Consider the following 14,662-nt stretch of genomic DNA (forward strand, 5'->3'; position numbering starts at 1 on the left):
AGAGAGTCTATGTCGCCGCTAGCACTACTATTCGACAAACAAAAAAATAAGCAATTGTTGGCACTCGCTCTGCCAATGATTTTGTCCAATATCACTGTGCCGCTATTGGGTCTAGTCGATACCGCCGTCATTGGTCACCTAAGCAATGCTTATTATTTAGGCGGAGTGGCAGTCGGGTCAACGATTATTACCCTAATCCTATGGATTCTCGGCTTTTTACGCATGGCAACCACCGGGCTAGTTGCCCAAGCTTACGGCGCCAATGATACCCAGCAGCAATATCGTTTACTGTTACAAGCGGCAAGTTTAGCACTCATTTTAGGATTGTTCGCTATTGCGCTGCAGTATCCCATCATGAATACCGCTATGGCCTTGTCAGATACCAGTGCGGCAGTAGAGCAATATTGCCGAGAATATTTCCACATTCGTATTTGGTCGACGCCTTTTGCGTTACTTAACTTAGTCCTACTCGGCTGGCTGCTAGGCCGGCAACAGCCCCGCGCAGCTATGTGGCAATTAATTATCGCCAATAGTGTCAACATTATTCTCGATGTGGCATTTGTCATCGGTTTAGACATGGGCGTCAAGGGCGCAGCTTGGGCGTCGGTATTTGCAGATCTAGCCGGTCTTTGCGTGGCCGCCACTATGGTTTATCGTCAGCTGGGCAAAATGGGAGGTTGGCGCTTCAGTGATACGGTAAAACAACTCTCTTTTGCCAGCTATCGACAGCTACTGAGCCTGAACGCCGACATTTTTGTGCGCAGTTTATGTTTACAATCCACTTTTGCATTTATGACCTTTTATGGCGCAGGTTTGGGAGACAATACCGTGGCCGCCAATGCGGTGCTATTAAACCTGTTACTGCTGATCTCTTATGCCCTTGATGGTGTCGCCTATTATGCTGAAGCTGAAGTCGGCAGAGCGTTTGGCGAGCGCAATCGCCGCCGTTTACAACAATCGGTCACTTTAGCCCTAATGTGGTCGGCCATTGCGTCGGTCGGATTTTGTCTGTTATTCGCCCTTGCGGGCAGCCAGATTATCGCGCTGCTGACCAGCATAGATGCGGTCCGAGAAGTGGCCAATACCTATCTGATTTGGGTGATATTTTTACCCTTACTGGCGTTTGGATCTTACCTGTTTGACGGTGTGTATATTGGTGCGGCCCAAGGCAAGGTAATGCGCAATAGCATGCTGATTTCTACCTTCTGTGTGTTTTTCCCCACTTGGTATACCTTACAAGCGAGTGGCAACCATGCATTATGGGCGGCAATGAGTCTGTTTATGCTCAGCCGCAGCGTGCTATTAGCTGTGCATTACTATGGCCGTCTACGCCACAGTCAACTGGTGAGGGGCTAACCTGCCGCGCCATTGAGCCACAAAAAAAGCGAGCAGATAAATCAGCTCGCTTTTTCAATGCTAAGGCGGTGATGCCACCGCTAACATTTACTGATAAGAGTGGTCACCGTGTTGATGCTCAGTCACATCTTTCACGCCAGATAGTTCGCCAGGGAACATATCTAATAGTTGCTTTTCAATGCCATCTTTCAAGGTCACATCGACCATTGAACAACCATTACAACCACCACCAAACTGTAAAATGGCTACGCCATCTTCAATATCAACCAACATGATGTTACCGCCATGGCTAGCAAGCTGCGGATTGATTTCAGATTGAATAACATACTCAATACGCTCTTTCAGTGGTGCATCGCTGCTCACTTTACGCATTTTCGCATTAGGGGCTTTAAGGGTCAGTTGCGAACCAAGTTGGTCGGTAACGAAATCGATAGACGCATCTTCTAAGAAAGGCGCACTCTTTTCATCAACCATGGCATTAAAACCATTAAACTCTAGTTCCATATCATCCGCTTCAGCAGCATCTGGTGGGCAGTAAGAAACGCCACACTCCGCAGATGGGGTGCCAGGGCTGATAACAAAAACGCGAATATGAGTTCCTTCAGGCTGGTCAGCAAGTAGCTTTACAAAATGTGCCTGAGCTGCATCGGAAATGGTGATCATTAAGACATGCTCCGTCAGGTTAAACCCGAGTGTTTTAGTAAGAATTAGCGGTATGATACTCCTACTGTGCAAAGCTTTGTAGTCTTGATTACATTTTGTGAAGCTTTTTTGTGAAAGAAAACGGCATTTTTGTCACGACTAAGCTATAGTAACCCAGCAAATTAAATAATAATTTAACTAGAAAATACAATGATAAAGATTCGTTCTGCCTTGCAAAAGTCGCTGCTTTTTATTTGTTATTGCTGCCTTTCCCTACCAGTACAGGCAGACCCAAAAAAGGTGAACTCTATCGCAAATTCAGCGGTGGTTTCGCCTGCAGAATTCTTAGGTTATGAACTCGGCGAGTGGCATCTACGTCATGACCAATTACAGTTTTACTTACAGACTTTGGCACAGCAAAGTCCGCGTATAAGTCTAGAGCAAGCCGGTCGCAGTCACGAATATCGACCACAGCTAACAGCGGTGGTTACGTCCGCAGCCAACCAGCGCAATTTAGACAACATATTACAGCAACGACAACAGGCCAAATCCGGCGAGCAACAACAAGGACCATTGGTCATTTGGCTCGCTTACTCGATTCATGGTGATGAAGCCAGTGGCTCCCATGCGGCATTATTACTGCTACACCAGCTAGCAACTGCCAACGATGCTTGGACGCAAAAGTTACTGGATGAAACCGTGGTGTTAATTACCCCGAGTCAAAATCCGGATGGTCTTGACCGATTTGCCACTTGGACCAACAACTACACTGGCGTCACGAAAGTCAGCGATCCTGCACACAATGAACACAAGCAAGCTTGGCCAGCAGGTCGGCGCAATCACTACTTTGCCGATTTAAACCGCGACTGGCTGTTCTTACGTCACCCAGAATCCCAAGGCCGAGTAGCACTGTTTCATAAATGGCAGCCCCACTATGTGGGCGACTTTCACGAAATGGGTCACAATCAAAGCTATTTCTTTCAGCCGGGCGTACCGGATCGCACTCACCCACTCACCCCCAAAGAAAATCAGCAGCTCACTGAACAACTGGCCGACTTTCATCGCCAAGCATTGGATGAACGCAAACAAGGGTACTTTAGCAAACAACTATTTGATGATTTTTACTATGGCAAAGGATCAACCTACCCAGATATTAATGGCGCCATAGGCGTACTGTTTGAACAGGCCAGTGCCCGTGGCCAAGTGCAAGACTCGGTCAATGGTAAGGTACACTTTGCAGAAGCCATAGCCAATCAATTGGCCACGTCTCACTCCAGTCTCAAAGGTGCACTTGCATTAAAAGCGCAGTTGCTTGAATACCAGCAGTTATTTTATGGGCGCAAAGACAAACACCCACCAGCAGGGAAAGAGGCTGGCATATTGGTATCAGCCTCAGGTGATACTCAGCGTCGTGACGACCTCGCGTCGACCTTAGCGCAGCATCAAATCGCCTTTTATTACCTGCCTAAGTCGATATCTCAAAGCAATATCGACTTCGCACCCAATGATGCGTTGTTTATTCCAATTAATCAGCCACAAAAGAGCTTGTTATTGGCCATGTTCGATGAACGCACTGAATATGAGAATGCCACTTTTTATGACGTGTCGACCTGGAACTTTGCCTTAGCGTATAACTTAAAAATCAAGCGCAATGTCAACCTGAATATCGACTCGTTAAATACTGAGCCCGCCACATTTCAGCAAGCTCAATGGCCAAGCAATTCTGTTGCCCTGCTCGTTGATTGGCAACAAGGTAATGCCGCGCCCTTGCTGCAGCAATTATTGTCGCGAAACATTCTGGTCAAATTTGCCGCCAAGCCTTTCGCGATTAAAGCGCCAACCAAAGCTAAGCAATATGTTGCTGGCAGCTTAATGATCCCACTCAAGCAAACCGACCACTCCGCTGAAGCCATCAAACAGCAGGTGCGCGAGCTGGCCAACGCCTTGCAATTGCAAGTCGATGCCACCACAACCAGCGCCGCCCGTTCAGGCATTGATCTTGGCAGCCCGGATTTCCACAGTATCAAGCCAATAAAACCTATGATTGTGACCGGATACGGTACCGACCCTGAAGAGGTCGGTCAGCTGTGGTACTACCTAGACCAAGTACTTGGCGTGCCGCTGACTCAAGTTAGTAGCCCTCGCCTCGCTAAACTGGACTTGCAGCCCTATAGCCACATTTTTTTGGCCGATGGCAACTACGATAACCTCGATGAAAAATATGCCCGTAAGCTCAGTCAGTTTATGAGTCGTGGTGGGGTGATTGTGGCGCAAAAAGGCGCACTAACTTGGCTATCGAAAGGCAATCTCCTTAAAGCCGATATCCGTAACAAACGCTACTTTCAACAGCTATTTGACCAGGATAATTTAAGTTTTGCTGAAAAGTCACAACTCAAAGCCAAACAATCAATAGGCGGTGCTATTGTCGGGTTACAACTCGATAGTAGTCATCCGATTAATTTCGGTTTGGGACAAACAAACCTACCAGTTTTGAAAAATAAGGCCTTTGGCTTTAGCCCTTCCAGTAAAGCTTTCCAAAACGCGGCACGCTATCAAGCACAGCCGTTAATTGACGGCTTTTTAGCGCCTGAATACCAACATGCTTTAGCCAACACGCCCGCCATTGTCGTCGAGCCCCACGGCAAAGGGGCACTGGTGGCACTTGCTGACAACTTAGTGTTTAGAAATATTTGGCTCGGTTCACAGCGCACCTATGCCAATGCCTTGTATTTCATTCCCAAACTTCACTAAGCGCTCATAGTTACAAATTAGTCCGACAGTTTCGGGGCTTCTGCTCGGGCTAAGCACCAAACCTGCACGTGCACCCCTTGTTTGGCTAATAACCCGGCTATGGCATGAACAGTAGTGCCTGTGGTCACCACATCATCTACTAAGGCAATGCGCTGATAAGCAAATGGCTGCGCAACACTAAATGCATTAGCGAGATTAGCGCGGCGTTGTTTGCCTGACAGTCCCGCTTGAGCTGGAGTATCAAGTATGCGTTTGATACAGGTATGATCGATAGGAAGTTCAAGAGCTTTAGCTACGCGCTGTGCAATAAGAAAGGCTTGATTAAAGCCACGCTGGCGCAGCCTATTTGGGTGCAATGGCACTGGGACGACCACCTGTGGCATACGAATCCAATCCTGCTCGTTAGCGTACAAGATTCGTTGACTAAGCTCGGCGGACAAGGCGGGCAGGATCGCTAATTGAGTGTGGTATTTGATTGCCGCAACCCATACGCCTAAGCCATCATAGTAGCGACACGCTGCCACCACGCTTAGCGGTTGGATCACCTGACAAGCAGCGCAGTACTTCGCCCGTATTTGTAAAACTTTACCACATCCTAAGCAAGTATCAGCTTGGTAAATACTGGCAGTAAAACACTGCTGGCACACACCTTGTGCGCCACGCTCTACCTGCTGATGGCACATTAAACAGCTATTGGGGAGCCCTGTAATAAGCCACTGCCAGCCCTTTTGCAACCAACTCCAAATCCTACTCTGTTTCATGCGCTCATCCGTAAGCCATGTTGTGATAATTCCCGTCCTTGAGCTGCAAACTATAGGCTAAAAATACGCTTAATGCCCTAGCCATTTCTCATTGAATAATCTGTTACTGCAAAAATGAATAACTCTTATACGTCGAGATAAAAAACAGTCTCGTTAGACTTGTCACTAACAACAAGGTGTCGATGACAAGTGCGGTTATTCCACGGTCACGACCAATCAATTAATTCATTTGGAGATGGTTGTGAAATACATAGCCCCTGTCACTGTTAAGTCCCTCGTTCCTACAGCTACTGCTATTGCTGTTATATTTTCAACTACTGCATTGCTGAGTGGTTGCAGCCCTAAAGTGGATTCAAGCACCACCACTGACATAGTGCGTCCCGTTTATGTTGAGCTCGCCAGCAATACTGCAATAGCGGATCTGTCTTTTAATGGCACTATCCACTCAGCGAGTCGTGCAGAACTTTCGTTTCGCACCAGTGGTCGCTTGGTTGAAGTACTTGTACAAGAAGGCGACTATGTTGAAAAAAATCAACTCATAGCCAAGTTAGATGATACTGATGCCAAGATCGCACTCAGCGCGACCGAAATTGAACTCAACAATGCCCGCTCTGAATACCTAAGAGCCAAGACCTTGTTTGAAAACCAGCAATCAATTTCAAAAAGCCAATTTGAAGAACTGACGCTGCGTTTCAGCTTAGCAAAAAACCAGCACAAAGAAGCCATACGCCGACTAGAAGACACTGCGTTAAAAGCACCTTTTTCCGGAGTGGTCAGCCGTCGTTTTGTCGACAATCACGTGTTAGTGCAAAGCAATGAAGCCATTGTTGTATTGCACGATCTCAATGATCTTGAAGCTGTTATCCATGTACCCGAAACGCTCATGACCCGTAACACTCAAGTGGGTCAAATCTATGCGCAATCGACCATTGCGCCTTTTGAGCAATTTAACCTGAGTCTAAAAAAATATGAAACTGAGCCAGACAGTGTCACGGGTACTTATGCGGTAACATTCAGCGTGCACACCGATGCCCAAAGCCGTCTGCTTCCTGGGATGAATGTCCATGTGTTTTCGGCAGAAGTTCACAGTGATTCACAAACCATCCAAATCCCCTTATCGGCGATATCCCCTGACAATATGGGTCAACAATTTATCTGGATCGTCGATGAGCAAAATACCCTGCAAAAACGCCACGTGGTTACCGGCAGCTTAAGCGGGGAGCGAGTCAATATCCAAGCCAACTTAGTGGTTGGTGAGCAGGTGGTGATATCTGGTACCCAAAATCTACAAGTCGGCCTTTTGGTTCGCCCTGAGCAAGTGGAGGTTAACTAACATGAATATTGCACAACATACCATTGCCAAGCGCACCAGTGTTTGGGTGCTTATCGCGCTAATGCTAATTGGTGGCTATATCAGCTACATGAAGCTAGGTCGCTTTGAAGATCCTGAGTTTGTTATCCGTCAATCGGTGATTGTCACGCCTTACCCTGGCGCCACAGCGCAAGAAGTCGCTGACGAGATCACCGATGTGATTGAAGGCGCAGTGCAGTCATTGCAAGAAGTGCAAGAGATCACCTCGGTGTCTAAACAGGGTGTCTCAGAAGTCACCATTGAGATTAAACGCGAGTTTTCAAACAATGAAGCCGAGCTGCAGCAAGTTTGGGACAAGTTAAGGCGCAAAATTAACGATGCACAGCGTTCACTGCCTCCAGGTGCCGGCTCCCCTATCGTCAATGATGATTTTGCTGACGTTTTTGCCCAGTTTTATGCCGTAACCGGCGAAGGCTACAGTGACAAGCAGCTGCAGGATTATGTCGATACCCTACGCCGAGAACTCGTGTTAGTCCCTGGGGTATCTAAAACGGCCACTATGGCCGAGAAGCAAGAGACCATTTTTGTAGAAATATCCAGTGAGCGACTTGCCAATTTTGGCGTGTCAGCCCAGCAGGTCTATCAGGTACTAGAAAAGCAAAATATTGTCACCGTTGCTGGGGCAATGGATGCTAATGGCATGCGGGTATCGGTGATGCCCAGTGCCAATGTTAGCTCTTTCGAGCAACTGAAGATGCTACAAATTGCCCTAGGTGATAACCAGACAGTCATGCGTTTGCAAGATATTGCTAATGTCACTCGTGGCTATGAAGAGCCTGCTTCAGTATTGATGCGTTACAACGGCATGCGCGCGATTGGCTTAGGGATTTCCAATGTGGCCGGTGGCAATGTGGTGGAAATGGGTGATGCGGTCAAAGCGCGACTTGCAGAGCTGGACAGTCAACGTCCCCACGGCATTGAATTGCATGAAATCTCGATTCAATCGGATTCGGTGCGCGAGTCGGTCGCTGACTTTATCAATAACCTCATTGCCGCAGTAGTAATTGTATTTTTGGTGCTACTGCTGTTTATGGGGGTCAGAACCGGCATCGTCATTGGCTTTGTATTAACCCTGACGGTGGCAGGTACATTGGTGGTGATGCTCTTTGATGATATCGCCATGCAGCGCATATCCTTAGGCGCATTGATTATTGCCCTGGGCATGCTAGTCGACAATGCTATCGTGGTTACTGACGGCGTATTAAGCCGCCTAAAGAAAAACCCCGATGCCGACAAGCAAACAGTGATCAACGATATCGTCAACGAAACCAAATGGCCGCTGCTTGGTGGCACCATTGTGGGTATCTGTGCATTTAGTGCCATAGGTCTTTCACCGTCGAACATGGGCGAATATGCAGGTTCACTGTTCTGGGTAATTCTGTATTCAATGTTCTTAAGCTGGGTACTTGCGATTACGGTAACGCCATTGTTGTGCCACGACTTTTTGAAGGTAAACAAGCAAAGCCAAGACAAGCCACCAGCAAAAGTAGCAGTTTGGTATCGCGCGTCTTTAGAATGGGTACTTAACAATCAACTCAAAAGTCTAGGTGTGGTACTCGCGGTATTTGTGCTTGGGGTGAAAATGTTTAGTTATGTGCCTCCTGGCTTTATGCCAGAATCACAACGCGAGCAGTTTGTCATTGACGTGTTCTTACCTCAAGGCACAGATATACGCACCACTGAAGCGGTCATGTTAGACATAGAACTCGACGTCCTAGCAAAAGCCGGTGTGACTAACACTACGAGCTTTATCGGCTCTGGCGGACTGCGTTTCATGTTGACTTACTCGCCTGAAGCGCAAAATACCAGTTACGCCCAAATGCTTGTTGATGTCAGTGATTTCAACATCATCGAGCCGTTGATTGAGACATTGCAAGCAGAGCTTAGTGAACGCTACGAGCAAGCTTCAGTCAATGTCTGGAAGTTTATGCTTGGCCCTGGCGGCGGTAAAAAAATTGAGGCAGCTTTTAGCGGCCCAGATAGCCAAGTCTTAAGAGGGTTGGCTGAGCAAGCAAAGCAAATTATGGCCGACAATCCAGAGCTTATTGCTGTGCAAGATGACTGGCGCCAACAGGTACCTGTTATTCGCCCAGTGTACGCATCAGATAGAGCCCAACAGTTTGGTTTAACCACCCAAGAGCTCAATCAAGCATTAGCACAATCTTTAGTTGGACAACAGGTAAGTGTATATCGTGAGGGCAATGACCTGATTCCAATTGTGGTACGCGCCCCAGAGCACGAGCGTAATCATGATAGAAGTATTGAGAACACCCAAGTGTTTAGCTCTACTGCTAACAAGTACCTGCAACTGTCGCAGTTTGTTGAGCGCGTTGATCTAGACTGGCAAGATTCAATGCTCAGACGTATTGATCGCGTACCGACAATTATGGCGCAAGCCGATCCTCGCGCTGGCGTGTTAGCCTCTGAAGCCTTAGCATCGGTGAAACAACAAATTGAGCAGATCCCTTTACCTGTGGGTTATCAGCTTGAATGGCACGGCGAATATAAAGACGCCAAAGAAGCCGACGAAGGCTTAATGATTGCAGCCCCCTATGGTTTTGCTGCCATGGTATTAGCCGTCGTGTTTATGTTCAACGGCATACGTCAGGCATTGGTGATCTGGTGCACTGTACCATTGGCTGTACTGGGCGTTGCTGTTGGATTGGTTATATTCCAAACACCATTTGAGTTTATGGCAACACTAGGATTCTTAAGCTTAGTGGGCATGATGGTAAAAAATGCCATTGTTCTGGTCGACCAAGCAGAGAATGAGATCCGTGACGGCAAAGAGGCTTATGACGCCATAATTGAAGCCGCTATGAGCCGAGCCAGACCGGTAATACTAGGTGCTACCACCACCATACTGGGTGTGGCGCCACTACTGGTTGATCCTTTCTTCAAGAGCATGGCGGTGACAATTATGTTTGGTTTACTGTTCGCCACGGTACTGACTTTAGTGGTTATTCCACTGAACTACGCGCTGTTCTTCCGTGTAAAGCCCAAAGCCACGCTAGTTAAATAGCTAGCCATCTCTATCAACAGCAAGCCCGAAGCAGCTCGGGCTTGCTTTACTCATGGCCATACCAACAACCCAGTTCACCGTCGCAGAACCCTTGTTACATCATGGCAATCGATACGTAAGTGAAGTGACTATGAAAAACAATCTCGAACAGCTAGACCTCAACCTATTGCGGCTTTTGAAAGTTGTCGTAGATACCCGCAACACCTCGGTGACCGCCGAGCGATTAGGCATTTCTCAAACCAGTGTCAGTAGAGGGCTAGCAAAGCTTAGAGACACCTTTGGTGATCAGCTATTTATTCGTAAAGCCCATGGTGTAGAGCCATCCGAGTTAGCAGAAAAGCTGGCGGTAGCAGCTGAGCAAATGCTCAGTCCTTTTACCCAAGTGCTTGACGCCTATCAAAGTTTCGACGCAACAAAATATCAGGGCGATATTGTCATTGCCTGTGAGCTGACACTGCTAGATATCTTTGGTAATGGCTTATACCAATCATTAAGGCAAGCTTTACCTCAGGCCAAATTTAAGCTGGTTTATTGGCAGCCACAATCACTACAAGCGATGTTGGCACGTAATATCGACTACGTGTTGCATTACAGTATGTACAACTTGCCACAAGAGATATATACCCATCACTTATCTAACATCGCGCTCAATTTAGTCGCACGTAAAAATCACCCTATCCTTAAAACCACCTCTGACTGGCAGGCGATCAAAGATATTGCCATTGTCAAACATGCTTCTGATTATTCTGCAAAATACGACGTGTATGATGAACTATTTATCACCCAGGGGATCGAGCCCAATATTTCGCTAGTAAGCCATAGCGTACCTATCATCGTTGATAAGCTGGTTCATTCTGACGCCATCTCTATCAACAGTAGTTACCTTCTCAAAAATAATCAGCAACTTGCTTGTTATCCGCTGCCACCTATGCCCGAACGTTTAAAAGCCTTGTCGATATCTGGCGGTTACTTGCAATCGCGCCGCGGCTACCCGTTAAACCAATTACTTCACCAAACCATTCAAGACTTTTTTAACGCGATTACCCAGCCAGTCCAGCAAAAACAGCCATGACGGTTTACACCACCTTCCCCTAAGCAGCTTGAGCTCGAAAGTAATAAACTGCTAACTATTTAGCAGTTTATGCTATGTTGTCACTACAAGTATTGGCATTAAATAGCGGTGAGTCATGGAGAAACATCTAGACAATCTAGATTTAAACTTATTGCGATTGTTAAAAGTCGTGGTTGAAACCCGCAACACTTCGGTTGCTGCGGAGAAGTTAGGGATATCACAAACCAGTGTCAGCCGCGGTATGGCTAAGCTTAGGGAAACGTTTGGCGACCAGCTGTTTATTCGCAAAGCCCATGGTGTTGAACCATCAGAGTTAGCAGAAAAACTGGCCGAAGCGGCTGACAATATGCTGCTACCTTTTGCGGAAGTATTAGAAGCTTACTCGGCATTCGACCCGCAGCAATATCAAGAATCAGTGGTAATTGCACTTGAAGTCAGCTTACTGGAAATGTTCGGCAAAGGTTTGTATCGAGCACTGAGTGCAGCCCTTCCTCAAGCCAAGTTAAAACTGATTTATTGGCAAGAAGGCTCATTGCAAAATATGCTTGATAGGCAACTGGATTACTTGGTGCATTTTAGCTTATATCCTCTACCACAAGATATTTACACCCATCATCTATCCAATATCGCCCTAAGCTTAGTCGCTAAAAAAAACCACCCAGTTCTCAGTCAATCCTCTGACTGGGAAGCGATACATCACTTGCCTTTAGTCAAACTGGTCTCCAATGCGGTTAACGCAAAGCACGATCCATTTGATGAAATTGCCATTGCCAGAGGCTACCAGCCAAATATCAGTCTAGTCACCCACAGTATTCCGATCGCGGTGGATAAGCTGCTCACCAGTGATGCAATCAAATTCAGTAGTAGCTATCTATTAACTCACAGTGATGAGCTGGAATGCTATCCATTACCGACGTTACCCAAAGAGTTACAAGAGTTAAGTATTGCCGGTGGTTATTTACAGTCGAAACGGGGTTATCCATTAAACCAATATTTGCACCAAACCGTGCAATCTTTTTTTGATGGCATCACTCAGCCCAAGTAATAAATATGAAGATCTAAAAATAAACCCCAAATAATAAAATATTATTTGGGGTTTATTTATTATTTAAAGACTAACTTTAATTTTCAACTAATAACAACTAGAATTTATAACTCAAACCAATTGTCGCCAAATAGTCATCACTTGTATAAAAATCAATATTAGTGTCGTTAACATTGATACCTGCAAATGACACTAAGCTCCAGTTGTCCCAACCACCAATATTGGCATACTCATAAGCTAAAAATAACATGTGGCGATGATCTTCACGAGTTTTACTGTAAATCGGGTTATAACCCTCATATTCACGGTAAGCATAGCCACCAGTGACTGCAAAAGTATGGGCATTATGACTAACAAAATAAGTCATCTCTAACTCGTACTGATCATAGGTTTGTGCCTCACCATCAGCGTCATTATGCACATAACCCACACTGGTCATCAGTCCCATTTGCGGGGTAAAAAACTGGGTGTAACTGCCTTTAATATAGTACATTTCACTGTCTCGAAGCAGCTCGGCATATTCAACACGCTCATGCTCAATTTCTGTGGTGGCATAAGCCATATCTAGCGAAAACCCTGATCCCCAAATGTTATTAAACTGCAGTCTATAGGCATGACCTTCAATGTCCGTTTCTTTGCGGCGCCCCTCTAAATAGGGGTTTTGCCATACCTCACCAGACAGCACCGTAGGTAAGTAGGCAATATCGATTTGCGTGCCATTTTGCATATCAAACTGATAGCCAATTTCAAATGCTAAGTCGCCCACGGCTAAATCATCACGGGAGGTACCCATATAAAAACGTTGATTGCGATTCTCACCTAAGTCGTAAGCAACATTACCCAACACCATACCGATAAACTCCTCATTATGGTTCCCCTTTTTCGTGTTATCACTAAGCAGAGCATCGCTTTCTACACTGAGATTTGAATTAGTTGACTTAAAACCACTACCAAAGATTAGCTCACCACTCCACCTTGATGATTCTGATGCCATTGCGCCAGCAGATAATACAGATAGGATTGCTGCAGATAAAATCGTTTTTGTGTTCATTTCAATATCTCTCATTAATAAGTTTGTTAATTACTCTCGTTTGATGAGACACATGTTAAATTTATTTTTGAGAAATAATATGGATAACAGATATGCAATTATGAATAAGACAACAGTTAAATATGAATATCTCTTATTCATATTTGTTTGTTGAGTTTTTATATAAATTATCTGTACAACCTTTAAATTGAGAACCACAATGAACTTAAGTTGTATGTTAAATGAAAGCCAATACCAAGCAACGCTTTACCTCAATGATAGACCCTATAACGTACTCGACATCGGCGAGGGCCATTGCCTGATCATCATTGTCGATGATATCGACCAATACTTAAGTCGGCAGCCAACTTTGCTTCAAGGACAACGCATTATCATTGTCGATATATCAAAGGTGTTGCATCGAAACAAACTCTACATTGTTGAACAATGCTTAATTCGTGACTTACACCTTTTATTAGATGTATTTTGGCTAGAAGAAGTAGAGATAAAAAATGAGGTAAACCATATTAAAATAGATGCTTTATATCGCATCACAGCAATCAGAAACGAGTTTAATGCGTCACTAAAACACCGACAACTGGGTCACATCGGTTCTTAATAACTACAAGCGATACATCGGCCTGACAGCTATATCCTTATCGGCCCAAATTGCCAGTACAGAGTAATCAGCATAAAGTTGTCAGGGCAAAGCTTTTAGGCCGAATCTTACACCCTCAAACTAAAGCACCCACTTGCTTTCAGTGGTATGTCTGACTGCAATTGGGGTAGACTAGCCACCACCTTTTTACTTTTACAATCGGCCAATATCGTGAGTTCAGCGCTAAGCATCCATACCTTAGGTCAAGGACAACCTATTATCATGCTCCACGGCTGGGGCATGAACAACGCAGTATTCGCACCATTACATGACCACCTGCAAGATTACTGTGTGCACTATGTAGATCTGCCTGGTTTTGGCCATAGTCCAGCCATTGACGGCTGTTTTGAGCAATGGGTTGAGCACTTAGTGAACCATACCCCGTCAGGCGCGATTTGGGCTGGTTGGTCATTAGGTGGGTTATTGGCAACTCAAGCGGCGATCAGTCATCCACAACACATTTCAGCTTTGGCCACTATCGCTTCGTCTCCCTGCTTTATGGCACAAGAGAGTGACAATTGGCCGGGAATACCTGCAGCGATACTGGCTCAGTTTGGCGATCAATTAGGCCAAGATTTACCCAAAACTATTGAGCGATTTTTGGCAATTCAAGCGATGGGCAGTGCCACAGCCAAAGAAGACATTAAGCGATTACGTGATTTAGTGTTGGCTAAGCCTTTACCCAATCAATTAGCGTTACAGCAAAGCCTAGCCATGCTACAAGAGATTGATTTGCGACCTCAGTTACCGCAAATTACCCAGCCATGGCTGAGGGTATGGGGACGGTTAGATGGACTGGTTCCTCGCCGAGTGCCACCACGTATGCCTGCGCATCCGCACCCACATCAAGATTTGATGCTGGCCAAGGCTTCCCATGCGCCATTTTTCTCTCATACCGAAGAATTCAGCGACGGTTTTATGAACTGGTTATCAACTTTAGCGTAATCGACTTT

11 protein-coding genes are annotated in these 14,662 nt (G+C 45.9%); 8 read left to right on the forward strand and 3 right to left on the reverse strand.

Annotated features, from left to right (window positions below; genetic code table 11):
* Positions 1–9 precede the first annotated feature (9 nt).
* The gene (locus FLM48_RS21255; protein ID WP_179026041.1) at positions 10–1,356 is read left to right on the forward strand and encodes an MATE family efflux transporter; all 1,347 of its coding nucleotides are present in this window, start codon (positions 10–12) and stop codon (positions 1,354–1,356) included.
* An 87-nt stretch (positions 1,357–1,443) separates the two neighbouring features.
* Here the strand turns inward: FLM48_RS21255 and nfuA are convergent, their stop codons facing one another.
* Positions 1,444–2,019 (reverse strand): Fe-S biogenesis protein NfuA, encoded by a 576-nt coding sequence (gene nfuA, locus FLM48_RS21260; RefSeq protein WP_028771900.1) that lies wholly within the window; start codon positions 2,017–2,019, stop codon positions 1,444–1,446.
* Positions 2,020–2,298: 279 nt separating this feature from the next.
* Here nfuA and FLM48_RS21265 point away from each other — a divergent pair, with 279 nt between their 5' ends.
* Complete coding sequence (locus FLM48_RS21265; protein ID WP_306294407.1) at positions 2,299–4,749, forward strand: M14 family zinc carboxypeptidase; 2,451 nt, start codon at positions 2,299–2,301, stop codon at positions 4,747–4,749.
* 17 nt (positions 4,750–4,766) lie between these two features.
* Here the strand turns inward: FLM48_RS21265 and FLM48_RS21270 are convergent, their stop codons facing one another.
* Complete coding sequence (locus FLM48_RS21270) at positions 4,767–5,510, reverse strand: ComF family protein (protein WP_179026043.1); 744 nt, start codon at positions 5,508–5,510, stop codon at positions 4,767–4,769.
* Between the two features lie 241 nt (positions 5,511–5,751).
* Here FLM48_RS21270 and FLM48_RS21275 point away from each other — a divergent pair, with 241 nt between their 5' ends.
* From FLM48_RS21275 to FLM48_RS21290, 4 genes are all read left to right on the forward strand, one after another.
* Positions 5,752–6,843, forward strand: coding sequence for an efflux RND transporter periplasmic adaptor subunit (locus tag FLM48_RS21275; protein ID WP_179026044.1), 1,092 nt, complete (start codon positions 5,752–5,754; stop codon positions 6,841–6,843).
* Position 6,844: 1 nt separating this feature from the next.
* On the forward strand, positions 6,845–9,904 hold the full coding sequence (locus FLM48_RS21280; RefSeq protein ID WP_179026045.1) for an efflux RND transporter permease subunit: 3,060 nt from the start codon (positions 6,845–6,847) through the stop codon (positions 9,902–9,904).
* A gap of 130 nt (positions 9,905–10,034) precedes the next feature.
* Positions 10,035–10,976, forward strand: a complete 942-nt coding sequence (locus FLM48_RS21285; protein WP_179026046.1) for a LysR family transcriptional regulator — start codon at positions 10,035–10,037, stop codon at positions 10,974–10,976.
* Between the two features lie 115 nt (positions 10,977–11,091).
* Positions 11,092–12,021 (forward strand): LysR family transcriptional regulator, encoded by a 930-nt coding sequence (locus FLM48_RS21290; protein WP_179026047.1) that lies wholly within the window; start codon positions 11,092–11,094, stop codon positions 12,019–12,021.
* Positions 12,022–12,118: 97 nt separating this feature from the next.
* Here the strand turns inward: FLM48_RS21290 and FLM48_RS21295 are convergent, their stop codons facing one another.
* Positions 12,119–13,072 (reverse strand): DUF2860 family protein, encoded by a 954-nt coding sequence (locus tag FLM48_RS21295; RefSeq protein ID WP_179026048.1) that lies wholly within the window; start codon positions 13,070–13,072, stop codon positions 12,119–12,121.
* Between the two features lie 199 nt (positions 13,073–13,271).
* Here FLM48_RS21295 and FLM48_RS21300 point away from each other — a divergent pair, with 199 nt between their 5' ends.
* Together FLM48_RS21300 and bioH are read left to right on the forward strand one after the other, a co-directional pair.
* Entirely contained in the window at positions 13,272–13,670 is a 399-nt protein-coding gene (locus FLM48_RS21300) for a hypothetical protein (RefSeq protein ID WP_179026049.1), read from the forward strand.
* 210 nt (positions 13,671–13,880) lie between these two features.
* On the forward strand, positions 13,881–14,654 hold the full coding sequence (bioH, locus tag FLM48_RS21305) for a pimeloyl-ACP methyl ester esterase BioH (protein ID WP_256870994.1): 774 nt from the start codon (positions 13,881–13,883) through the stop codon (positions 14,652–14,654).
* Positions 14,655–14,662 lie beyond the last annotated feature (8 nt).

The organism is Shewanella sp. Scap07 (assembly GCF_013394145.1).
Classification (GTDB): domain Bacteria; phylum Pseudomonadota; class Gammaproteobacteria; order Enterobacterales; family Shewanellaceae; genus Shewanella; species Shewanella waksmanii.

Excerpts from the sequence above, each read along its gene's own strand:
- FLM48_RS21255 (WP_179026041.1), top strand. The coding sequence starts at position 10 with ATGTCGCCGCTAGCACTACTATTCGACAAACAAAAAAATAAGCAATTG.
- nfuA (WP_028771900.1), bottom strand. The coding sequence starts at position 2,019 with ATGATCACCATTTCCGATGCAGCTCAGGCACATTTTGTAAAGCTACTT.
- FLM48_RS21270 (WP_179026043.1), bottom strand. The coding sequence starts at position 5,510 with ATGAAACAGAGTAGGATTTGGAGTTGGTTGCAAAAGGGCTGGCAGTGG.
- FLM48_RS21280 (WP_179026045.1), top strand. The coding sequence starts at position 6,845 with ATGAATATTGCACAACATACCATTGCCAAGCGCACCAGTGTTTGGGTG.
- FLM48_RS21285 (WP_179026046.1), top strand. The coding sequence starts at position 10,035 with ATGAAAAACAATCTCGAACAGCTAGACCTCAACCTATTGCGGCTTTTG.
- FLM48_RS21290 (WP_179026047.1), top strand. The coding sequence starts at position 11,092 with ATGGAGAAACATCTAGACAATCTAGATTTAAACTTATTGCGATTGTTA.
- FLM48_RS21295 (WP_179026048.1), bottom strand. The coding sequence starts at position 13,072 with ATGAACACAAAAACGATTTTATCTGCAGCAATCCTATCTGTATTATCT.
- FLM48_RS21300 (WP_179026049.1), top strand. The coding sequence starts at position 13,272 with ATGAACTTAAGTTGTATGTTAAATGAAAGCCAATACCAAGCAACGCTT.